The 20,477-nt window shown below is 60.3% G+C and carries 21 protein-coding genes; 10 read left to right on the forward strand and 11 right to left on the reverse strand.

Translation table 11 applies throughout. The features are described 5' to 3' along the window. Positions 1 to 181: 181 nt before the first annotated feature. Positions 182 to 850 carry an orotate phosphoribosyltransferase gene (locus QZ196_RS10630; RefSeq protein WP_296426228.1) on the reverse strand — a complete coding sequence of 223 codons (669 nt, stop codon included), beginning with the start codon at positions 848 to 850 and terminating at the stop codon, positions 182 to 184. Positions 851 to 908: 58 nt separating this feature from the next. Further along, the gene (gene pyrC, locus QZ196_RS10635; RefSeq protein WP_296426230.1) at positions 909 to 1,961 is read right to left on the reverse strand and encodes a dihydroorotase; all 1,053 of its coding nucleotides are present in this window, start codon (positions 1,959 to 1,961) and stop codon (positions 909 to 911) included. A 117-nt stretch (positions 1,962 to 2,078) separates the two neighbouring features. Between pyrC and QZ196_RS10640 the strand changes: the two genes are divergently transcribed. After that, on the forward strand, positions 2,079 to 2,366 hold the full coding sequence (locus QZ196_RS10640) for a hypothetical protein (RefSeq protein WP_296426231.1): 288 nt from the start codon (positions 2,079 to 2,081) through the stop codon (positions 2,364 to 2,366). 10 nt (positions 2,367 to 2,376) lie between these two features. Here the strand turns inward: QZ196_RS10640 and QZ196_RS10645 are convergent, their stop codons facing one another. Then, entirely contained in the window at positions 2,377 to 3,324 is a 948-nt protein-coding gene (locus tag QZ196_RS10645) for a phosphoadenosine phosphosulfate reductase (RefSeq protein WP_296426233.1), read from the reverse strand. Between the two features lie 103 nt (positions 3,325 to 3,427). After that, a complete protein-coding gene (locus QZ196_RS10650) occupies positions 3,428 to 4,651 on the reverse strand; it encodes an acyl-CoA dehydrogenase (RefSeq protein ID WP_296426235.1) in 1,224 nt (407 codons plus the stop codon). A gap of 110 nt (positions 4,652 to 4,761) precedes the next feature. Here QZ196_RS10650 and QZ196_RS10655 point away from each other — a divergent pair, with 110 nt between their 5' ends. The 7 genes from QZ196_RS10655 to QZ196_RS10685 all read left to right on the forward strand — a co-directional run bounded on the left by QZ196_RS10655 (position 4,762) and on the right by QZ196_RS10685 (position 12,786). Then, a complete protein-coding gene (locus QZ196_RS10655; RefSeq protein WP_296426237.1) occupies positions 4,762 to 5,661 on the forward strand; it encodes a MoxR family ATPase in 900 nt (299 codons plus the stop codon). Positions 5,662 to 5,736: 75 nt separating this feature from the next. Beyond that, positions 5,737 to 6,987: a VWA domain-containing protein gene (locus tag QZ196_RS10660; RefSeq protein ID WP_296426287.1), complete on the forward strand. Its 1,251-nt coding sequence runs from the start codon at positions 5,737 to 5,739 to the stop codon at positions 6,985 to 6,987. Between the two features lie 40 nt (positions 6,988 to 7,027). After that, positions 7,028 to 8,002 carry an XdhC family protein gene (locus tag QZ196_RS10665; RefSeq protein ID WP_296426239.1) on the forward strand — a complete coding sequence of 325 codons (975 nt, stop codon included), beginning with the start codon at positions 7,028 to 7,030 and terminating at the stop codon, positions 8,000 to 8,002. After that, on the forward strand, positions 7,999 to 8,985 hold the full coding sequence (locus tag QZ196_RS10670; RefSeq protein WP_296426241.1) for a molybdopterin-binding protein: 987 nt from the start codon (positions 7,999 to 8,001) through the stop codon (positions 8,983 to 8,985). The genes QZ196_RS10665 and QZ196_RS10670 overlap by 4 nt, the downstream gene beginning before the upstream one ends. A 100-nt stretch (positions 8,986 to 9,085) precedes the next feature. Then, the gene (locus tag QZ196_RS10675) at positions 9,086 to 9,571 is read left to right on the forward strand and encodes a (2Fe-2S)-binding protein (protein WP_296426242.1); all 486 of its coding nucleotides are present in this window, start codon (positions 9,086 to 9,088) and stop codon (positions 9,569 to 9,571) included. 41 nt (positions 9,572 to 9,612) lie between these two features. Further along, a complete protein-coding gene (locus tag QZ196_RS10680; RefSeq protein ID WP_296426244.1) occupies positions 9,613 to 11,982 on the forward strand; it encodes a xanthine dehydrogenase family protein molybdopterin-binding subunit in 2,370 nt (789 codons plus the stop codon). Between the two features lie 12 nt (positions 11,983 to 11,994). Beyond that, positions 11,995 to 12,786 (forward strand): FAD binding domain-containing protein, encoded by a 792-nt coding sequence (locus tag QZ196_RS10685; protein WP_296426245.1) that lies wholly within the window; start codon positions 11,995 to 11,997, stop codon positions 12,784 to 12,786. A 272-nt stretch (positions 12,787 to 13,058) separates the two neighbouring features. On the opposite strand, the gene infC is transcribed toward QZ196_RS10685, so the two are convergent. Continuing rightward, entirely contained in the window at positions 13,059 to 13,604 is a 546-nt protein-coding gene (infC, locus tag QZ196_RS10690; RefSeq protein ID WP_366510970.1) for a translation initiation factor IF-3, read from the reverse strand. A 192-nt stretch (positions 13,605 to 13,796) separates the two neighbouring features. Here infC and QZ196_RS10695 point away from each other — a divergent pair, with 192 nt between their 5' ends. Further along, positions 13,797 to 14,417: a hypothetical protein gene (locus QZ196_RS10695; RefSeq protein WP_296426248.1), complete on the forward strand. Its 621-nt coding sequence runs from the start codon at positions 13,797 to 13,799 to the stop codon at positions 14,415 to 14,417. A 59-nt stretch (positions 14,418 to 14,476) separates the two neighbouring features. Here QZ196_RS10695 and QZ196_RS10700 read toward each other — a convergent pair whose 3' ends face one another. The 6 genes from QZ196_RS10700 to cysG form a co-directional block, all read right to left on the reverse strand. Beyond that, on the reverse strand, positions 14,477 to 15,325 hold the full coding sequence (locus QZ196_RS10700; protein ID WP_296426249.1) for a ferredoxin--NADP reductase: 849 nt from the start codon (positions 15,323 to 15,325) through the stop codon (positions 14,477 to 14,479). Positions 15,326 to 15,390: 65 nt separating this feature from the next. Continuing rightward, the gene (locus QZ196_RS10705; RefSeq protein WP_296426250.1) at positions 15,391 to 15,792 is read right to left on the reverse strand and encodes a DUF934 domain-containing protein; all 402 of its coding nucleotides are present in this window, start codon (positions 15,790 to 15,792) and stop codon (positions 15,391 to 15,393) included. Next, positions 15,789 to 16,508, reverse strand: coding sequence for a phosphoadenylyl-sulfate reductase (locus tag QZ196_RS10710; protein ID WP_296426253.1), 720 nt, complete (start codon positions 16,506 to 16,508; stop codon positions 15,789 to 15,791). Before QZ196_RS10710 ends, QZ196_RS10705 begins: the two co-directional genes overlap by 4 nt. Beyond that, positions 16,498 to 18,168 carry a nitrite/sulfite reductase gene (locus QZ196_RS10715; protein ID WP_296426254.1) on the reverse strand — a complete coding sequence of 557 codons (1,671 nt, stop codon included), beginning with the start codon at positions 18,166 to 18,168 and terminating at the stop codon, positions 16,498 to 16,500. Before QZ196_RS10715 ends, QZ196_RS10710 begins: the two co-directional genes overlap by 11 nt. Before the next feature lie 2 nt (positions 18,169 to 18,170). After that, positions 18,171 to 18,470, reverse strand: coding sequence for a DUF2849 domain-containing protein (locus tag QZ196_RS10720; protein WP_296426257.1), 300 nt, complete (start codon positions 18,468 to 18,470; stop codon positions 18,171 to 18,173). Further along, complete coding sequence (gene cysG, locus QZ196_RS10725; protein ID WP_296426258.1) at positions 18,467 to 19,876, reverse strand: siroheme synthase CysG; 1,410 nt, start codon at positions 19,874 to 19,876, stop codon at positions 18,467 to 18,469. The genes QZ196_RS10720 and cysG overlap by 4 nt, the downstream gene beginning before the upstream one ends. Positions 19,877 to 20,011: 135 nt before the next feature. Between cysG and QZ196_RS10730 the strand changes: the two genes are divergently transcribed. After that, positions 20,012 to 20,473 (forward strand): Lrp/AsnC family transcriptional regulator, encoded by a 462-nt coding sequence (locus tag QZ196_RS10730; protein ID WP_296426261.1) that lies wholly within the window; start codon positions 20,012 to 20,014, stop codon positions 20,471 to 20,473. Positions 20,474 to 20,477: the final 4 nt, after the last annotated feature.

A 20,477-nucleotide genomic window follows, 5' to 3' on the forward strand; every position in this document is an offset into this window, starting at 1 on the left:
TCCCACGGCGGTTCTAGCAGTTGTTCTGGGCTGCATACCACAGCCGTTCCTGTGGATATCTGCGGATAACTTTCGGCGCGATCCGCAAGATAGTCATGGCGCATCCATAGCTGGTGGCAACGCGCAGTCATTCTACCAGATATGCGCTATCTTATCCACAGCTGTGGATAAGAATTCGTGGTTACTGCGGCTTCCATCCCGCCGGATCGCGTAGGTACGTCTCGACCGTTGCCAGTGTGGCGGCGTCATAGGCCCCGCGCGCGCGGGCTTCGGCCAGCACATCCCACCAGGTACACAGATGGATCAATTTCACACCATGATCGGCCAGCGTCTGCTCGACACCGTCGAAGATGCCGTAGAAAAAGATCACGGCAGTCGCATTGCAGGTCGCGCCGGTCTCGCGGATCGCATCGACAAACGACAGCTTTGATCCGCCATCGGTCGTCAGGTCCTCGACCAGCAGCACGCGCTGGCCTTCGGTCATCACGCCTTCGATGCGGGCATTGCGGCCGTAGCCTTTGGGCTTCTTGCGCACATACGTCATTGGCAGGGCCAGCCGTTCCGCGACCAGCGCACTGAACGGAATGCCTGCTGTCTCGCCGCCGGCGATATTGTCAAACGCCTCGAACCCGGCTTCGCGCATGATGGACACCGACAAAAAGTCCATCAAAGTGGACCGGATACGCGGATAAGAGATCAGCTTGCGGCAATCCACATAGGTTGGCGCCTGCTTGCCCGATGCGTGGGTGAACGGCTCTGTTGCGTTAAAATCAATCGCCCCGATTTCGATCAGCATACCAGCCGTCAGCCGTGCCATTTCTTCTTTTGTGGGGAATGAGGTGGGAATCATCGCTTTGACCTACTGTTTCTTATGTCCAAAAAATTCTCCCCCCGGAGGGGCCGCAGTTTCAATCCTCGACACGCCAGTGCAGTTCGAACCCGGGATCAAACACTGTCACCGGCCCATCCGGCGTGGTGACGTGGCGGGGGTAGGTGACAGGATCACCTTTTTGCAGCGTGATCGTCGCCTCGTTCGGTGACAGCCCATAAAACAGCGGACCGTTCACCGATGTGAACGATTCGAGCTTTTTGAGTCTGCCCGCGGCCTCAAAGACTTCGGCCAGACACGACATGGTATTGGGGGCGGTGAATATCCCCGCACAACCGCAGGCCTGAAGCTTTGCCGGATCGGTGTGCGGCGCGCTGTCGGTGCCAAGGAAAAACCGCTTGTCACCCGACACGGCAGCCTGAACCAGCGCAATGCGATGGGCCTCGCGTTTGGCGACGGGCAGGCAGTAGTAATGCGGTTTGATCCCACCCGCCAAGATGTGGTTGCGGTTGATGATCAGGTGGTGCGTCGTGATGGTCGCGGCCAGTTGTTTGTGACTGTCGCGGACATAATCCACGGCGTCTTGGGTGGTCACATGTTCCATCACGATTTTCAGGTCCGGGACCTTTTTGCGCAGTGGTTTCAGCACCTTGTCGATGAACACCGCCTCGCGGTCGAAAATGTCGATATCGCTGTCCGTGACTTCTCCATGAACGCACAGCGGCATGCCGATTTCGGCCATCGCCTCAAGCACGGGGCGCACTTTTTCAAAGTCGCGCACGCCCGAGGCGGAATTTGTGGTGGCCCCGGCAGGATACAGTTTGACGGCGGTGGCGATACCGGCGGCATGGGCGCGGCGCACGTCCTCCGGGTCGGTCCCTTCGGTCAGGTACAGCGTCATCAGCGGGGTGAAATCCATGCCTTGCGGCAGGGCGGCGATGATCCGCGACCGGTAGTCGGCGGCCTGTGCTGCGGTGACCACCGGCGGGACCAGATTGGGCATGATGATCGCGCGGGCAAAGTGACGCGCGGTCTCTGGCAGCACGGCCTGCAGCATGGACCCGTCACGCAGGTGCAGGTGCCAATCGTCGGGCCGGCGGATTGTCAGGCGGGTGATGTCTTTATCGCTCATGTTGCCCGATTACACGTTTGCGGGCCGCGTGACCATAGGGCCTGTGATTGCGCTTGCAGATCATGCCCGGGATGCCGATATTAACGCACTGACATGATCATTCGTCGGAGAGACATTATGCTTGGCTTTATCATCGCCGCAGTGGCCGGATTTTTGACCCCACATATCGAAGGTCCGGTTGCGGAGCCGATCGTGAAGGCATTGCAGGGGCGCATCCCCGTCGAGGCCAGCGAAAAGCGGCTGATCGCCTTCATGGTGGCCATGCTGGGGGCGGGCGTTGCTGCGGCACTGCTTGACAGCGGCACACCCTTTTGGATGATCGTCGGCGGCGTGCTTGGTTATTTTGCGACGCGCATCATGGCGGCTGGCCAAAAGCTGATCGACGCGCGCAACAGCAAACGATAGCACCGTTGCGTTAGCTGTCGATTTGCGACGGCGCGCTGCGCGCGCCTGACAATTCTTGCAGCTTTTTGGCGAAAAACGCGTCCTTTCCACGCTGCAGCATGTAGGTGCAGATGATCCGCGCCAGGCTTTTGTGGTTGGTCGATATCAAGCGGTGCACAAGATTGCGCGCATAGGTTTGGTCATAGCGACGCGCGCGGAGAAGCTGGGCAAAACGCCGCGCGTCAAGCGAGCCGTCCATCGCCAGCTTGATCATCACGTCGTGGATGCCGAGCCGGTCAAACGCACGGTCCAATTGGCTGCCCAGCAGCGGGCAGGGCAGAGGCGTGACATGCGGCTTGCGAAACAGCGCCGCATGGATCGCGTCAAGCCGTTGGATCGGATCATAGGCGATAAAAACCTTGCGGGCCCCGTCGATCATTTCGGGGGCATAGCCGTAGCGCCCGGTAAAATTGGCCCGCCGGTGCATTTTATAGCGCGGGTCCCACCCGGCCATGCCCGCGTCCAGCGTCGCCTGAGGGCGCAGGGCGATGACCGTGGCACCGGGCGCTGCAACCGAAAACGCCGCCGCAGCATAGCCGCCGCCATCGGCCCCATGAAAGACGATCCGTTCAAAATCATCAAAAAACCCGTCGTCGATCATGCGGTCAAAGAAATCGAACACCGCGTCGTCCCGAAACCAGCTTTCGCCAAATGACATCAGCGCCAGATGCGACCAGCCATCATGGCGCGCATAGGCAAAGCCGCGCGGCTCGGCGTCGGTATTGTGGGCGCGAACGGTCTGCGCATTCTCGAAGGTGACAAGCAGGTTATTGCCCGCTTCCAAGAACCCGACGCAGTGTTCTGCGCCGAGCTGTTCGAAAAAGCCGTGCTCGTCACAGATATCATCCACCTGCGCAAACCATGCGTTGGCTTCAAGGTCGGTCAGGTCTGTATCAATCGTTAACTGGGGGTCTTGCATCACTACGCTCCACGCGGGGTCAGCCCCCGCGCCTGAGAAATCCATAGGCAGACTTTACGGCAAAATTAGGCGCGAGGCCCCGCGTTATTGGACTGATATTGGATTAAAAGAACGCCTGAATCCCGGTTTGTGCACGGCCAAGAATAAGTGCGTGGACATCATGGGTGCCTTCGTAGGTGTTCACCGTCTCAAGATTGACCATATGGCGCATGATCTGGAAATCTTCGCTGATGCCGTTACCGCCGTGCATATCCCGCGAGGCCCGCGCGATATCAAGCGCCTTGCCGCAGTTGTTGCGTTTCATCATGCTGATCATTTCCGGTGCCGCCTTGCCACTATCCATCAGCCGCCCCAGTTGCAGCGCGCTTTGCGTGCCAAGGGCGATTTCCGTTTGCATATCGGCAAGCTTCTTCTGAAAAAGCTGGGTTCCGGCCAGCGGTTTGCCGAACTGCTTGCGGTCCAGCCCATATTGCCGCGCCGCGTGCCAGCACGCCTCGGCTGCGCCCATCACACCCCATGCGATGCCATAGCGCGCACGGTTCAGACAGCCAAAAGGCCCCTTGAGACCCTGCACGCCGGGCAACAGCGCGTCTTCGCCGACTGCAACATTATCCATGACGATTTCGCCGGTCACGGACGCCCGCAGCGATAGCTTTCCACCCAGCTTTGGCGCGGTCAGCCCCTTGGTCCCCTTGTCGAGAACGAAGCCCCTGATCTTGCCGCCGTGCGCATCGGATTTCGCCCAGACCACAAAGACATCTGCGATGGGCGCATTTGAAATCCACATCTTAGACCCGTTCAGCACATAGCCATCGGCGGTTTTCCTGGCCGTGGTCTTCATGCCTGCGGGATCGCTGCCCGCGTCCGGTTCGGTCAGACCAAAGCAGCCAATCAACGTGCCGGCGGCCAGTCCGGGCAGGTATTTTTGGTGCTGGGCATCTGACCCGTAGGCGTGGATCGGGTACATGACCAGCGACGACTGCACCGACATCATGGACCGATAGCCACTGTCGACCCGTTCGATTTCACGCGCGACAAGGCCGTATGTGACATAGCCGGCACCCAGCCCGCCCAATTCCTCGGGGATGGTGATGCCAAGCAGCCCTGCATCGCCCATCTGGGCGAAAATGCCGGGGTCGACGATGGCGTCGCGATACGCTTCTTTGACCTTTGGTTGCAGCACATCCCGGGCAAAGGTGCGGGCCGCGTCACGCAGCATCCGCTCATCCTGGGTCAACTGATCTTCGAGGCGCAGCGGATCAGCCCAGTCGAAAGGCCCGAGGTCGGGGCCAAATCCGGCCGCTTTGATCGGTGTGGAATCATTCATGGTGCACCCTCCTGTTTCGCGGGAAGCCTAGGCCTTTGGTCGGAAATGGGCAACGCGCGGCTTGACGCGGGCGCGTGGGGATGCAGCAATACAATCTGTTGGAGGTCAGCATGGCATTTGCAGATATTGATGAGGTCCAAGCGGCGCTGGCGGCACAGGACTACGTGTGCGGGCGGCCGCTGGCGACGGTGGTATTCTTGGCGCTGCGGCTGGGGCGGCCCTTGTTTCTGGAAGGCGAAGCCGGGACTGGCAAAACCGAGATAGCCAAGGCGATTGCGGCGGCGTTGGGCCGTCGGCTGATCCGGTTGCAGTGTTACGAGGGGCTGGATTCGGCCTCGGCCGTCTACGAGTGGAACTTTGTCGAACAGATGATCGCGATCCGTGCCGCAGAGGCGGCGGGTGGTGCCGACCGTGACACGCTCAAATCCGAACTGTTCACCGAAGACTATCTGATCGAACGCCCGCTGCTGCAGGCGATGCGCCCTCAGCCGGGCGGCGCGCCGGTATTGCTGATTGATGAAATCGACCGGACAGATGCCCCCTTCGAGGCGTTCCTGCTCGAGGCGCTGTCGGATTTTCAGGTCACCATCCCCGAACTGGGAACCATCAAAGCCCCGGCACCGCCCATTGTCATTCTGACATCCAACCGCACCCGCGAGGTGCATGACGCGCTCAAACGGAGGTGCTTGTATCATTGGGTCGATTATCCCGATTTCGACCGCGAAATCCAAATCCTGCACGCCCGCGCGCCCGAAGCGTCTGCGGCGCTATCGCGTGAAATCGTGGCCTTCGTGCAAAAACTACGTTCCGAGGATCTGTTCAAAAAACCCGGTGTCGCCGAAACGATCGACTGGGCCAAGTGCCTGCTGGCGCTGGATGTGATCAGCCTGTCGCCTGCTGTCATCGCCGATACGCTGGGCGCGATCCTGAAATACCAAGACGACATTCAAAAGCTGGAAGGCTCCGAGGCAAAGCGGATATTGGATGCGGCAAAGGCTGGCCTTGTGTAGCCCGATGCATCTTCCGAGTGGAAATATCCCACAGGGGTCCGGGGATGTGAAATCCCCGGTCTTTGGGTGGCAATGATGGCCGCACTTCCTGATCTGGAGCTGCCCGACCATCCTAGACTGGTGCAGAACATCACATATTTCGCACGGGCCCTGCGCACGGCAGGGTTGCCGATTGGCCCCGGCCGGGTGATCGACGCGATCCGCGCGGTGCAGGAGGCCGGGTTCACGGCGCGGGCGGACTTTTTCTGGGCGCTGCACGCCTGTTTTGTCTCAAGGCCCGAGGAACACGCGGTATTTGCGCAGCTTTTCCGCCTGTATTGGCGCGATCCACAGTATCTCGAGCAGATGATGTCACTGCTGTCGCCCATGGTGCGTGGGGTGCAGCAAGAACGCGCCGCGCAGGCTGCCGAACGGCGCGCTGCTGAGGCGTTGTTGGATGGCCATGATCGGGATTTGCCGGTGCCCGAACACGCGGACGATGAGGTCGAAATCGAGATTGACGCCGCGCGCACGATGTCCAGCCAGGAGCGGCTGCGCACATTGGATTTCGAACAGATGAGCACGGCTGAAATGGCGGCGGCCAAGCGGATGTTGGCGCGCTTGCGTTTGCCGGTCCCCCCCATCCTGAGCCGCCGGACACAGCGCCTGCCGGGGCGTTTGCCCGATTGGCCGGGGACCATGCGCGCCGCCATGCGCCGGGGCGGTGAGGTCACCGACTTTGCGACAAAGCGGCGGCGCCTGCGTTATCCAAATCTTGTGGTAATTTGCGATATATCGGGGTCAATGTCGCAGTATTCACGTGCTATATTGCATTTTCTGCACGCTGTCGCGAACCGCGAAGGGCAGGGGTGGGCGCAGGTCCAGGCATTTACCTTCGGCACCCGGTTGACCAATATCACGCGCCACCTGCGGACCCGCGATGTCGATGCCGCCCTGAGCGCGGCCGGCGCGGAGGCACAGGATTGGGAAGGCGGCACCCGGATCGCGGCCTGTCTGCATGATTTCAACCGCGACTGGTCGCGCCGGGTCATGGGGCAGGGTGCTGTGGTGTTGCTGGTTACCGATGGGCTTGATCGGGACAGTGACGCTGATTTGGGCCACGAGATGGAACGGCTGCGGCTGGCGTCACGGCAGTTGATCTGGCTCAATCCTTTGTTGCGCTGGGATGGGTTTGCGCCCAAGGCCCGAGGGATCATGCAGATGCTGCCCCGTTGCAGTAGTTTGCATGCGGGGCATAATATCGCCTCGCTCGAAGGGCTGGCGGCGGCGCTGTCACGGCCCGATGATACCGGACAAAAGGCGCGTTTTATGGCAATGTTGGGGTAGGGTGGATTTTAATCCACCTTACGGGTTGGAAGGACAGTAAATGGCCGAAATAATCGTCGATTTGCCCAAGCTGGCACTGGAATGGCACCGCGCGGGGCGCGGCGTGGCATTGGCGACCGTCGTCGAGACGTGGGGGTCGGCGCCGCGGGCGGTGGGCAGTCAGCTGGTGATTGATGCCGATGGCGCGATGGAAGGGTCGGTATCCGGGGGCTGCGTCGAAGGCGCCGTGATCATCGAGGCGATTGACGCCTTGGCGGATGGCAAGGCACGGTTGCTGGATTATGGCGTGAGCGATGACGCGGCTTTTGCCGTCGGGCTTGCCTGTGGCGGGCGGATACGTGTTTTGGTCGAACCGGTGGGCACCGCGATGCCGGTGGCGTTGCTCGAGCAGTTGGTCGATGCACGCGGCCGCGCGGAGCCCGTTGCTTGTGTCACGGATTTGCAGGGCGGGGGCGCGCGGCTGGCTGGGGCCAGCGCGTATCCGGAGCGCTTTCGGTTGGATCGGTCGGGTGTGGAAGATGACGGTCGGACGTTTGTGGCGGTCCACAAACCACCCTTGCGTATGATTATCGTAGGGGCCGTGCATATCGCGCAGCCTTTGGTTGGCATGGCGCGCGCGTGCGGCTACGCCCCGGTGATCATTGACCCGCGCGGTGCGTTCGGCTCGGCTGAGCGTTTCCCCGGTGAGACAATCGTGGATGATTGGCCCGATGCGGCGCTGGCGGCGCTGATGCCCGATGCGCGCACTGCGGTGATCACATTGACCCATGACCCCAAGCTGGATGATCCCGCGATCATGACCGCGTTGCGATCCGATGTGTTCTATCTGGGCTGTCTTGGGTCCACGCGGACACATGCCAAGCGGGTGGTGCGGCTGCAGGATGCGGGGTTTTCGACGGCTGAGATCGGCCGGATCCATGCCCCGGTCGGGTTGGACCTTGGTGGGCGGCAACCGGGTGAAATTGCGGTCAGCATCATGGCCGAAATCACCTATATCTTGCGACATGGCGCATGAAATTCGGATCGGTTCCGGTGGCGGATGCCCTGGGCGCCATTCTGGCGCATTCGGTCGTGATCGCCGGTGGACGGTTGCGCAAGGGGCAGGTGTTGCAGGCTGACGATCTGGGCCTGCTGATGGCCAGTGGTCATGATGTCGTGACCGTCGCACAGCTGGGTCCCGGTGACGTCGATGAAGACCACGCGGCGGCGCGTCTGGCGGCGGCGATTGCGGGCAGCGGTGTCCGTTTGACGGCCGCGGCGACGGGCCGGGTGAATGTGATGGCCCAAGGGCCGGGGATTGCCCGGATCGCTGTCGCGGGGATCAATGCGGTGAATGCGGTCAATCCGATGATCACGGTCGCCACGGTGCCACCGTATCATCGGGTGGACCGTGGCACGATGATCGCCACGATAAAGATCATCGCATATGGTGTCCCAAAGGCGGATTTGGCGCAGGCCTGTGCCGCCGGGCGCGATCTTTTGGGCGTGGCACCACCGCAGTACAAAACGGCCACGTTGATTGAGACGCGGTTTGACGACATGCCAACGGTCAAGGGCCGGGATGCGTTGCGTGGGCGGCTGGATCGTTTGGCCATGGTGCTGGACGACCGGGTTGTCGTCGCCCACGCGGTCACCGATCTTGCCGATGCGATTGGGCAGGCGACCGGTGATGTCGTGTTTGTCCTCACTGCTTCGGCCACGTCTGATGCCGCAGATGTCGGGCCTGCGGCGCTATGTCGCGCGGGTGGTCGGCTGACGCAATTTGGGATGCCTGTTGATCCGGGGAACCTGCTTTTCCTGGGGTATTTGGGGGCGAAGCCGGTGATTGGATTGCCGGGTTGCGCGCGGTCCCTAGCGCTGAATGGGGCTGATTGGGTGCTGGAACGGGTGATTTGCGGCATGGAACTGACCCCTGCAGATTTTGCGCTCATGGGCGTGGGCGGGTTGCTGAAGGAGATCCCGACCCGGCCCAGACCACGTGCGGATGTCGGGGGCTGATCGGCGCGCGATTTGATTGTTGCGCGAAAAATTATGGTTCTCATATCAAGTCAGTCATGTTTTACTCGGGCCAAGGCACATCGAAACCGGGAGGAATTTCATGACAAAGGTCACAATGACCGTGAACGGCAAAGCCGTGTCTGGCGATGTCGAAGGCCGGACGCTGCTTGTCGATTTTCTAAGAAGCGATCTGCGGATGACAGGCACGCATGTGGGCTGTGATACCAGCCAATGCGGGGCGTGCGTGGTGCATGTGGATGGTGCCGCCGTAAAGGCCTGTACGATGTTTGCGATCGAGGCGGATGGCGCTGCGGTGGGCACGATTGAAGGGCAGGCGAATGCCGACGGGTCGTTGAACGTGATCCAGCAGGCGTTTCAGGACCATCATGGGTTGCAGTGCGGTTTCTGCACGCCGGGCATGGTGATGTCGGCGGCGGCATTGCTGCAAGAAAACCCTACGCCCACGGAAGCCGAAATCCGTGAATATCTTGAAGGGAATATTTGCCGCTGCACAGGCTACCATAACATCGTCAAGGCGATCATGGCCGCATCGGGCCAGGATGTGAGCGCCATTGCGGCTGCGTGATGTTCGAGGTGGGTCTTGACCCACCCTCCAGGGAGGAAAAAATGCCAAAGAATAGTGGAATAGGTGCCAGCACAAAGCGGCGCGAAGACCTGCGGTTTCTGAAGGGGCAAGGGCACTACACGGACGACATCAATACCTATGGTCAGGCGACGGCGGTTTTCGTGCGTTCAAACGTGGCGAATGGCAAGATTAACGGGATCGACATCTCTGTCGCCGAAAACATGCCCGGTGTTCTGGCTATTTTTACGGGCGCGGATTTCGTGGATGTGGGCGGCAACCCCGCAGGTTGGCTGATCAACAGCCGCGACGGCACGCCAATGAAGGAGCCAAAACGCCCTGTGCTGGCCCACGGCAAGGTCCGCCATGTGGGCGATGCCTATGCCGCGGTGGTTGCCGAAACGGAAAAGCAGGCCCGCGATGCGGCTGAAGAAATTATCGCAGATATTGAAGAACTGCCCGCGCTTGTCGATATGGCCGCCGCGCTGAAGGCCGACCACTTTGTCCATGATGAGATTGGCACCAACCAGTGTTTTGACTGGGGCTGGATCGAGGATAACCGCGCTGCGACAGACGCCGCAATCAAGGCGGCACCGCATGTCACCACATTGGAGTTGGTCAACAACCGCTTGGCGCCCAACGCGTTGGAACCACGTTGTTCGACGGCGTCTTATGATCAGGGCACCGATGCCTATACATTGCACACCACCTCGCAGAACCCGCATTTGACGCGGCTGTTGATTTCGGCGTTTGTGATGGGGATTCCCGAGAACAAGTTGACGGTGATTGCCCCCGATGTGGGCGGCGGTTTCGGGTCTAAGATCTATCACTATGGCGAAGAAGCATTGGTACTGGCCGCCGCCAAGAAGGTGGGCCGTCCGGTGAAGTGGACGGCGGACCGGAGCGAGGCGTTTCTGACCGATGCCCATGGTCGTGACCATGTGACCAAGATCGAACTGGCCTGTGAAAAGGATGGCAGTTTCATTGCCTTCCGCACCGAAACCCTTGCCAATGTCGGTGCCTATCTGTCGAATTTTTCGACGGTAACGCCGACGTTTCTGCATGGGACGCTGATGGCGGGCAACTATACCGTGCCCCATGTCTATGTGAACGTCAAAACGGTGTTCACGAACACGGCCCCGGTGGATGCGTATCGCGGGGCTGGCCGCCCCGAGGCCACCTATTCCATCGAGCGCGTCATTGACATGGCCGCCCGCGAACTGGGGATCGACCCGGTCGAGATGCGGCGCAAGAACTTTGTGAAGCCCGATCAGTATCCATTCGCCAGCGCCGCAGGACTGGAGTACGATTCCGGCAATTATGATGCGTTGATGGACAAGATGGAGACGCTTGCCGATCGCGGCGGTTTTGACGCCCGTCGCCGTGAAAGCGAAGCAAAGGGTCTGCTGCGCGGTTTTGGCGTGAATGCCTATATCGAGGCTTGCGGGATTGCTCCGTCGAACCTGATTGGGGTTTTGGGCAGCCGGGTTGGTCTGTATGACGCCGCGACCGTGCGGGTGAATGCCACCGGCAATCTTAGCGTGATGGTCGGCGCGCATAGTCACGGGCAGGGACATGAAACCGTGTTCCCGCAGATCGTCGGAGAGATGCTTGGTATTGATCCGCTGTCTATTGATATCGTGCATGGCGATACATCGAAAATTCCTTTTGGAATGGGGACTTATGGGTCGCGCAGCCTTGCGGTCTGTGGGTCTGCCGTGGTGCGTGCCACGGAAAAGATCATCGTGAAGGCGAAAAAGATTGCCGCCCATATGCTTGAGGCGGCAGTGGATGATCTGGATTTCGTGGATGGTCAGTTCACTGTGAAAGGGACCGACAGTTCGGTGAGCTTTGGCGAGGTCGCGCTGAAGGCCTATATTCCGCATAATTTCCCGATTGAGGATATTGAGCCGGGTCTGGAAGAGACCGCGTTTTATGATCCGGCCAATTTCACATATCCGTCGGGGGCCTATGCCTGCGAGGTAGAGGTGGATACCGAAACCGGCAAGGTGCGCATTGATCGGTTCACGGCGGTGGACGATTTCGGCAATGTCATGAACCCGATGATTGTGACCGGGCAGGTGCATGGCGGGCTGGGCCAAGGGATTGGGCAGGCCCTACTTGAAAAGGCGCAATACGACAGCGACGGGCAGCTTTTGTCAGCCAGTTATATGGATTACACGATGCCGCGTGCCGATGATTTGCCATTTTACACGGTCGATCATTCGTGTGCCACACCTTGCACGCACAATCCGCTGGGCGTGAAGGGCTGTGGCGAGGCGGGGGCGATCGGGTCGCCGCCGACGGTTGTGAACGCTGTGATTGATGCGCTGCAATCTGGCGGCAAGAACGTCATTCATATTGATATGCCCCTGACGCCTGTGCGCGTCTGGGAAGCGATGAACAACGCGTAAGGGAGAAGCGATATGTATGCTTTTGAGATTGAACGGCCTGCGACCATCGCCGATGCCGTGGCTGCGTTGCAGGACGAAGATGCGCAGGCGTTGGGTGGGGGGCAAACGCTGATCCCGACGCTGAAGGCGCGGCTGGCGATGCCCGCGACATTGGTCAGCCTGACCGGCATTGGCGAGATGAAAGGCGTGTGTCTGAGCGATGAAGGCGCGCTTTGCATTGGCGGTGCCACGACCCATGGCACGGTCGCCCAAGAGGCGGCTGCGCTTTACCCCGCGCTGGCGGCGTTGGCGGGGCATATCGGGGACCCGGCGGTCCGCAATCGGGGCACCATCGGGGGGTCTTTGGCCAATAATGATCCATCGGCCTGCTATCCGGCGGCGGCCCTTGGGTCGGGCGCGACGATCATCACCAATGCCCGCACGATTGCTGCCGACGATTACTTTCAGGGCATGTTCGCCACGGCGCTGGACGCGGGGGAAGTGATTACGGAAGTGCGGTTGCCAATTCCGCAGGCGGCAAATTACCAGAAATTTGTGCAACCCGCATCGCGCTTTGCCTTGGTAGGTGTCTATGTTGCAAAATATGCCGATGGTGTCCGTGTGGCCGTCACCGGCGCATCGGAAAGCGGTGTTTTCCGTTGGACCGAGGCAGAGGCTGCGTTGTCTGCCGATTTCTCGGCTGCGGCACTGGGCGATCTTGGCGTCAGCGCAGAAGGTATGATCGGCGATCTGCACGGCACGCCGGCGTATCGGGCGCATTTGGTCAAAGTGATGACAGGCCGTGCCGTAACCGCAGCCGGTTGATATTGCAACAAAACCGGTCCGCGCAGCGACATGGGCCGGTTTTACCCGTCGAAATGTAGGGTGATTTCTTGGCGATGCTGAAGGGCGCATGATTCGCGTCCGGCCACGGCTATGCGCTGCGGCGTCTCGTTGCGTTAATCGCGATTTTGGGGTGCGGTGCGGTGTCTTTGCTGCGGCCCGCACCCGAAAACAGGTGGTTTCACGATCACGCTGATGCCGGAGCGGCAGCGCGATCTGGCAGGAACCAAACCGGCTGCGGCTGGGCGAAGTCGCTATTTCGGCAACGGCCCGATCAACATGACCATCTGACGGCCTTCCATCTTGGGAAAGTTTTCGACGCGCCCTGTCTCTTTGGTATCTTCGGCCACGCGTTCCAGAAGTTGACGCCCCAGTTCTTGGTGTGCCATCTCGCGGCCCCGGAAACGCAGGGTGATCTTGACCTTATCGCCGTTTTCTAAGAATTTGAAAACATTGCGCATTTTGACCTGGTAATCATTGATGTCAGTGTTCGGACGGAACTTGACCTCTTTGATTTCGATGATCTTCTGCTTCTTGCGGGCCTCAGCTTCTTTTTTCTGAGTCTCGTATTTGAACTTGCCAAAGTCCATGATCTTACAGACCGGCGGCGTTGCATTAGGCGAAATTTCAACAAGATCCAGACCGGCTTCTTCGGCCATGATCATTGCGCGTTCGGGTGTCACAACACCAACGTTTTCGCCATCAGCACCGATCAGACGGATCTCGCTGTCGCGGATACGGTCATTAATACGGGGGCCTGTTTCGCGCGGTGGTGGCGCGTTGTGGGGTCTGCGTCCTATGGTCTTTATCCTTAAATTATTCCGTGTGCGTAGCAGCTAAACTAGACCGCTGACGATGCGGCTTCAACCCGCAAAAGATGCGGTTTTCCGCCAATTTCAAAACGGTGTGCGCTTCCCCTTCTACACGCAATCTGGCATAGCAAAGCCAAGGTCCTTGGGGGCCATATGCGCATATATTTGAAGGATATAAAAATGAGAGCTATTGCCATCTTGATCGTTTTGGCCGTTTTGGGCTTTTTCGGCTACGAGTATGCTGCCAATGGACGTTCGCCCGCCGAAGCTATCGGCGTGTTGACCGGACAGACCGCCGCTGACGAAGCGGCGGCGGCTGCCGAAGCGGAAGCCGCAGCGATTGCCGCACAAGACGCGGTTGCCGCACAGGCCGCAGCCGCCGAGGAAGCTGCCGCCGCTGCGGTTGCTGCTGCGCAAGAGGCCGCTGCAGCGGCGGCTGCCGAAGTTGAGGCCGCGGCACAGGCTGCCGCTGCCGCTGCGCAAGCCGCAATGGATAGCGCCGCAGAGGCCGTGCAAGATGCAACACAGGCCGCAACCGGCGACGTTGCTGCCGAGGCTGAGGTTACCGTGGCAGAGCCAGAGGTCACCGCCGCCGCGCCCGAGGACGCGACCGATGATGCACCGATGGCGCTGCTGACTGTGGACGGGTTCGATGTCGATAAGGTGATGGAAGTGATCCAGAACGCCGATATTTCGATGCTGGAAAAGACCACGCTGGGCAGTGCGGTCACCGCCGCCAAGGACAATCCTGAGCTATTGGCACCCGTGCTGGAGCAACTGCGTACGGTGTTGGGCGAGTAGAACAAAAAAAGGGCCGCGTCAGTTGTGACGCGGCCCTTTTTGCATTTTGCGGCAGGTGCTTAGCCGACGAATGCTTTTTCGATAACGAATTCGCCGGGTTCTGAGTTGGCGCCTTCGTGCAGGCCTGCCTTTTCCAGCAACGCCTTGATGTCTTTGTTGAACGCCAGCGAGCCACAGACCATTGCACGATCAGTTGCGGGGTTCAGGGGCGGCACGCCAAGATCGGTGAACAGGTCGCCGTTTTCGATCAGGGTCGTGATCCGGCCCATCTTGGGGCTTTGTTCGCGGGTCGTGGTCGGGTAATATTTGATCTTGGCCAAGTTTTCGACACCCAGCAGTTCAATCATCATGTCGTCTTGTTTGATGCCCGCAATCAGATCGCGCCCGTAGGTCAGTTCGTTCACGTCGCGGCAGGTGTGGGTGATGATGACTTCGTCATAATTTTCATAGGTGTCCGGTTCGCGCAGCAATGATGCGAAGGGGGCAAAGCCGGTTCCGGTCGCAAAGAAATAAAGCCGCTTGCCCGGCAGCAGCGCATCATGCACCAGCGTGCCCACGGGTTTTGGCCGCAGGATGATCTCATCGCCGACCTGTATGTGCTGCAATTTCGATGTCAACGGCCCGTCGGGGACCTTGATCGAGTAGAATTCCAGTTCCTCGTCCCAACTGGGCGAGGCGATGGAGTAGGCCCGCAGCAACGGTTTTTGCTTGCCTGTGTCGGGGTTCGGATCGCCCATCAGGCCGATCATGACAAATTCGCCGGATCGGAATCGCAGGGATTGCGGCCGGGTCACCCGAAACGAGAAAAGACGGTCGGTATAGTGCTGGACCTGCGTCACGGTTTGCGCGTCTGGCAGGGTCGGCACGGGTTTGGCGTTGGCTTGGGTCACGGGTGTCTGCTTTGTCATAGTGTCATTGCAGCCCTCTTGGGCCGCCCTCTGTCTTAGTCTTTGATGGGGAATTGCGAAAGGGGCTAGCCGCGCAGGCGGGCCTGATAGTTGTGGTTTTGCCAATCCGACCGGGCGAGCCATTGGTTTTGGGGTTGGCGTGCGGCAAGGGCGTCGGTTATTTCGACCTCGTCAAAGCCAGACCGGCGCGCCATGGCGTATTGGTCGGCAAGCACGTGGCCGCGCGCCCGCAGGCGCCCCGTGTAGCCCAGACGCCGCAGCAGGTTTGCCAGCGTAAAGCCGCGCCCATCGGCGGAGGACGGAAAGTCGATGCGGATCATGGGGGCATTGGCGAGCTGACCCAAGGTCGCAGGGTCCGTGTCAGAAGGCAGATCGACGCCATAGCCGCAGTCATTTGCGGCATGGCCTATGAAGCCGCCGGTCCAATCGTCGGCGGCAAAGCCGGTGTCGGTGACAATCACGCTCATGCTGCTTTTCCTTCACGGACCATCGCGCCATTTTCAAAATGGATGCCGCATTCGGTTTTTTCACTGTTCCGCCAGCGCCCGGACCGGGGGTCTTCGTGTTCGCCGACGCGGGTGGTGCAGGGCATGCAGCCGATCGAGGGATACCCTTTGGCGACCAGCGGATGCCGGGGCAGGTTGTGGGCGGTGATATAGGACTGAAGGTCGTCGCGGTCCCAGTTGGCCAGCGGATTGATCTTGATCCGGCGGGCTTCCTTTTCGAACAGGGGCAGGGCGGCACGTTGCCCGCCCTGATAGCGTTTGCGCCCGGTGATCCAGCCATCAAACCCTTGCAGGGCGTCTTCCAAGGGGCGGGTCTTGCGCAGATCGCAGCAGGCGTCGGTATCGGCCTGATGCAGCAAGCCGTCCACATCCATCGTCAGCAGCGCATCGCGCGACGGCGTGATCACGCGCACGTCCCCGAGCCCAAGCTGTTCGGACAGATCACGCTGGTAGGTCAGCGTTTCAGGAAACAGCATTTCGGTATCAAGAAAGATCACGGGCACGGATGTGTCGATTTGGGCGGCCATGTGCAACAGCACAACGCTTTCGGCGCCGAAAGAGGAGACGAGTGCGATCTTGGCGATTTCGGTGTCGTCAAGGGCGTGGCGCAGCACGGTTTGCGCATCGCTGTGGCGGTGCAGCAGGTTGCGGCGGTCTGCGATTTCTTTAAGCGGCATCTGCTTGGTCCTCGGCAGGGTAGAGAAGGGTTTTGAAAGGCGCCATGCCAAGACGGCGATAGGCCTGTAGAAATGTCTCGTTGGCATCCGTGCGCAGGTCGAGGTAGCCGGTGACCAGCCGTTCGATGGCGGGCACGATGTCGGCGGCGCTAAAACCGGGCCCGGCGCGTTCGCCGATGGTTGTCGTTTGGGTGCCGTCGCCGCCAAGCGTGATCTGATAATTTTCCACGCCCGCCCGGTCCAGCCCTAGAATACCGATGTGGCCGACATGGTGGTGGCCGCAGGCATTGATGCAGCCGCTGATCTTGATCTTGAGCGGGCCGATTTCATGTTCGAGCTTGAGAGCGTCAAAGCGGGTCGCGATGTCCTGGGCAATGGGGATGGAACGGGCCGTGGCCAGCGCGCAGTAATCCATACCGGGGCAGGCGATGATATCGCTGACCAGCCCGATGTTCGCGGTCGCAAGGTCGGCGGCGCGCAAGGCGGCGTAGACGGCGGGCAGGTCCGATTGATGCACATGCGGCAGGATCACGTTCTGTTCGTGGCTGATCCGCAGTTCATTGTGCCCGTAGCGTTCGGCGATATCGGCCATGGCGCGCATCTGGTCGGATGTCGCGTCGCCGGGTGTGGCGCCGTGTTTCTTGATGCTGATCGACACGATGGCGTAGCCGGGCGCCTTGTGGGCGGCGAGGTTCGTGTCGGTCCATGACCGGAAGGCGGGGTTCGCAAGGCGGGCGGCCTGATATCCATCGCTGGATTTCACGGCAAAAGCGGGCGGGGCGAAGGCTGTTTCGATCACGGCCAGCAGCGCCTGATCATGGCCGGTAAACGTGGGACGGATCGCGGCAAAACGGTCTTCGACCAGCGTTTGAATTTTCTCGAGCCCATTTTCATGCACGGTGATCTTGATCCGCGCCTTGTATTTGTTATCGCGGCGGCCCAGCAGGTTGTAGACGCTGACGATCGCCTCGCAATAGGGCAATAGATCAGCCTTGGGCAGGAAATCCCGCAGGACCTTGCCGACCATAGGCGTGCGGCCAAGGCCACCGCCGACGATCACCTCGAACCCCGGTTCGCCTGCGGCGTTGCGGACCATGCGCAGGCCGATGTCATGGGCGCGCGTCACGGCGCGGTCTTCGGTGGCACCGGTCACGGCGATTTTGAATTTGCGCGGCAGAAACTGGAATTCAGGATGGTCGGTCGACCACTGGCGAAGCAGTTCGGCGATGGCGCGCGGGTCTTCGATTTCGTCGGCGGCAGCACCCGCAAAATGGTCGGCGGTGACATTGCGGATCGTGTTGCCGGACGTCTGGATCGCGTGCATGCCCACATCGGCCAGCGCCGCAAGCATGTCAGGCACATCGCGCAGTTCGGGCCAGTTGTACTGGATGTTCTGGCGGGTCGTGAAGTGGCCATAGCCCTTGTCCCAACGGTCGGCGATATAGGCCAGCTGACGCATCTGGACCGCGTTGAGCGTGCCATAAGGGACAGCGACGCGCAGCATATAGGCGTGCAGTTGCAGATAAAGGCCGTTCATCAGGCGCAGCGGCTTGAATTCGTCCTCGGTCAGGGACCCGTCGATACGGCGTTCCACCTGGCCACGGAACTGGGCCACGCGGTTGCGCACAAAAGCTTCGTCGAAGTCGTTGTAAACATACATGATTAAAGGTCTACCTGTTTGCCGTGAGCATAGTTTGAGGGGCCGCGCGTGCGGAACGCCTCGCGGAAGTGGGTGGGTTGGGGGCCGTTAGCGCCAGCTGCCGCATCGGCCAGATAGGCCCCTGCAATTTCGCTTTGCCGGGACAGTGCCTCGAGTAGGCGCAGGTCGGCGTGGGCTTCGTCGGTCATCAGCTCCGCCTCGGCGATATCGCGGGTCCAGCGGTCGTCAATGGTCAGCCAGACGGCATCGCCTTCGAGCAATGCGTTTGCGGTGACAACTTTGGGCTTGAATGCGCGGCTCATGATGTGGCCTCCAGCGGTTGGGTCAGGGGTGTTTGGCGCGCGGCCTGCTGTGCATGACGCGGGGCGAGGCCGTAGAATGTGATGGCAGGACCCGTGAGATTGGCGCGGCTCATGGTGGGTTCCATTTCGACCAGGGTCGTGGCGATGACCCGTTGATCGGCCCGGCTGACATTTTCGATGATCGTCACGGGGGTCGCGGGATTGGCGCCGTGCATCAGCAGGCGGCCCTGAATGAAGCGGGCGGATTTCTTGCCCATATAGATCGCGGCAACTTCGCCGGGTTGCGCCAGTGCTTTCCAATCGTGATCCGCATAGCCTTTGGTGTCGTGGCCGGTGATTAGGCGGACGGCAGAGTTGCGGTTCCGCTTTGTCAGGCTTTGCCCAATGTTGGCGACTGCGGCCGAGGCGGCGGTGATGCCGGGAATGATGCGGTAGGTCAGACCAGCGGCTTCTATCGCGGCAATTTCTTCGTCGAGGCGGCCAAAGACGGTGGGATCACCGGCCTTGAGGCGGACCACATAGGCCCCGTTCCGGGCATGTTCAACGATCAGCGCGTCGATGTCGGATTGGGCCATGGCGGTGCCGAACCCTTCCTTGCCGGCGTCAATGATGATGGCTTCGCGGCGGGCCAGTTCTAGGATTTCGGGGGTGACCAAGCGGTCGTGGATAACGACGTCGGCCTTGTCGAGCGCGTTGCGGGCTTTGAGTGTCAGTAACTCTGGGTCCCCCGGTCCTGCGCCGACAAGGTCAACATGTCCGGCGGTGTGAGTGGCCGTGGTATGGGTGTCGAGAAGGATTTCCAACGCTTTTTGAACGCCACTTTCCCCATCATTTTCAAGTGCTTTTGGTCCTGTATTGAAGTAAAATTCCGACCAGAAATCGCGCCGCTTGCGACCCATCGGCAGCACGTCCACCGCGTGCCGGAAGGTTTTGCCGATGCGCGCCAGCACGCCAAGTGATGTCGGCAGGCGCGCTTCTAGGTCGGCCTTGATGGCGCGGGCCAGAACCGGGGCCGCACCTTCGGTGCCGATCGCAATGGTGACGGGGTCACGGTCCACGATGGCGGGGGTGATGAACTGACTGTCGGCAAGGTTATCGACGATATTCACCAGCGCACCTTCGGCATGGGCGATGGCGGCGGCGCGGGCGTCTTCGGTGGCGTTTTCGTTGGCCGCATAAAACAGTGCAGCACAAAGCGCATCGCCGGGTTCCATGGCGCGGGTGATGATCCGCAGCTTGCCCTGGGCCGCCCAGCGGTGAATTTCAGGCGCGATTTGCGCTGCAATAACAGTGAGGTGCGCCTGCGTCTTCATCAGCAGGCGCAGTTTGGCCATGGCGGCATCGCCACCGCCCGACAGGACAATGCGGCGGCCTGCTACGGCGAGGAAAATTGGAAAGTGCTGCATGACGAACCTCTGATTTCTTCTCTTCAATATAGAATATTATTCTGTTACTTGCTGCCCCCTGCGGCTAAGTAAGGATGATTGTTCTGACTTGGCGTGAATTTGGACTGCCCGTCCTGTGAAATTGGAGAAATGAGAATGTCAGTGCGCATTGATGCCACGGATCGGAAGATTTTAGCGGCCTTGCAGGCGGATGCGGCGCAGTCACTGGATGAAATTGCCAAGACTGTCGGGTCATCAAAGACGCCGGTTTGGAACCGAATCCGCAAGCTGCGCGAGGCGGGTATCATCGGCCAGCAGACGGTCTTGCTGGATGCAGAGGCGCTGGGGTTCGAGGCGTGTTTTTTCGTGCTGATCCGCACATCGGAACATGATGCGGACTGGCAAGGGCGGTTTCTTAAGGCGTTGAAATCGCGTGCAGAAGTCCAGGAGGCGCATCGGCTGGCGGGGGATATTGATTACATCCTGAAAGTGCGGGTCAAGAATGCGCGGGCCTATGACGCCTTTTATCAGGCGCTGATTTCAGAGGTGAAGGTGCATAATGTGACCGCACTTTTGTCGATGGAAGAGATCAAATCGACGGTCGCGCTGCCGCTTTAGCCCG

This window comes from Yoonia sp. (assembly GCF_017854565.1).
GTDB lineage: Bacteria > Pseudomonadota > Alphaproteobacteria > Rhodobacterales > Rhodobacteraceae > Yoonia.

Bases quoted from the DNA above. Each gene is read 5' to 3' on its own strand.
- QZ196_RS10630 (WP_296426228.1), bottom strand. From the start codon at position 850: ATGATTCCCACCTCATTCCCCACAAAAGAAGAAATGGCACGGCTGACG.
- QZ196_RS10645 (WP_296426233.1), bottom strand. From the start codon at position 3,324: ATGCAAGACCCCCAGTTAACGATTGATACAGACCTGACCGACCTTGAA.
- QZ196_RS10685 (WP_296426245.1), top strand. From the start codon at position 11,995: ATGTATGCTTTTGAGATTGAACGGCCTGCGACCATCGCCGATGCCGTG.
- QZ196_RS10695 (WP_296426248.1), top strand. From the start codon at position 13,797: ATGAGAGCTATTGCCATCTTGATCGTTTTGGCCGTTTTGGGCTTTTTC.
- QZ196_RS10660 (WP_296426287.1), top strand. From the start codon at position 5,737: ATGGCCGCACTTCCTGATCTGGAGCTGCCCGACCATCCTAGACTGGTG.
- QZ196_RS10720 (WP_296426257.1), bottom strand. From the start codon at position 18,470: ATGAGCCGCGCATTCAAGCCCAAAGTTGTCACCGCAAACGCATTGCTC.
- pyrC (WP_296426230.1), bottom strand. From the start codon at position 1,961: ATGAGCGATAAAGACATCACCCGCCTGACAATCCGCCGGCCCGACGAT.
- cysG (WP_296426258.1), bottom strand. From the start codon at position 19,876: ATGCAGCACTTTCCAATTTTCCTCGCCGTAGCAGGCCGCCGCATTGTC.
- QZ196_RS10655 (WP_296426237.1), top strand. From the start codon at position 4,762: ATGGCATTTGCAGATATTGATGAGGTCCAAGCGGCGCTGGCGGCACAG.
- QZ196_RS10700 (WP_296426249.1), bottom strand. From the start codon at position 15,325: ATGACAAAGCAGACACCCGTGACCCAAGCCAACGCCAAACCCGTGCCG.
- QZ196_RS10640 (WP_296426231.1), top strand. From the start codon at position 2,079: ATGCTTGGCTTTATCATCGCCGCAGTGGCCGGATTTTTGACCCCACAT.
- QZ196_RS10665 (WP_296426239.1), top strand. From the start codon at position 7,028: ATGGCCGAAATAATCGTCGATTTGCCCAAGCTGGCACTGGAATGGCAC.
- QZ196_RS10715 (WP_296426254.1), bottom strand. From the start codon at position 18,168: ATGTATGTTTACAACGACTTCGACGAAGCTTTTGTGCGCAACCGCGTG.
- QZ196_RS10710 (WP_296426253.1), bottom strand. From the start codon at position 16,508: ATGCCGCTTAAAGAAATCGCAGACCGCCGCAACCTGCTGCACCGCCAC.
- QZ196_RS10670 (WP_296426241.1), top strand. From the start codon at position 7,999: ATGAAATTCGGATCGGTTCCGGTGGCGGATGCCCTGGGCGCCATTCTG.
- QZ196_RS10650 (WP_296426235.1), bottom strand. From the start codon at position 4,651: ATGAATGATTCCACACCGATCAAAGCGGCCGGATTTGGCCCCGACCTC.
- QZ196_RS10705 (WP_296426250.1), bottom strand. From the start codon at position 15,792: ATGAGCGTGATTGTCACCGACACCGGCTTTGCCGCCGACGATTGGACC.
- QZ196_RS10675 (WP_296426242.1), top strand. From the start codon at position 9,086: ATGACAAAGGTCACAATGACCGTGAACGGCAAAGCCGTGTCTGGCGAT.
- QZ196_RS10730 (WP_296426261.1), top strand. From the start codon at position 20,012: ATGTCAGTGCGCATTGATGCCACGGATCGGAAGATTTTAGCGGCCTTG.
- QZ196_RS10680 (WP_296426244.1), top strand. From the start codon at position 9,613: ATGCCAAAGAATAGTGGAATAGGTGCCAGCACAAAGCGGCGCGAAGAC.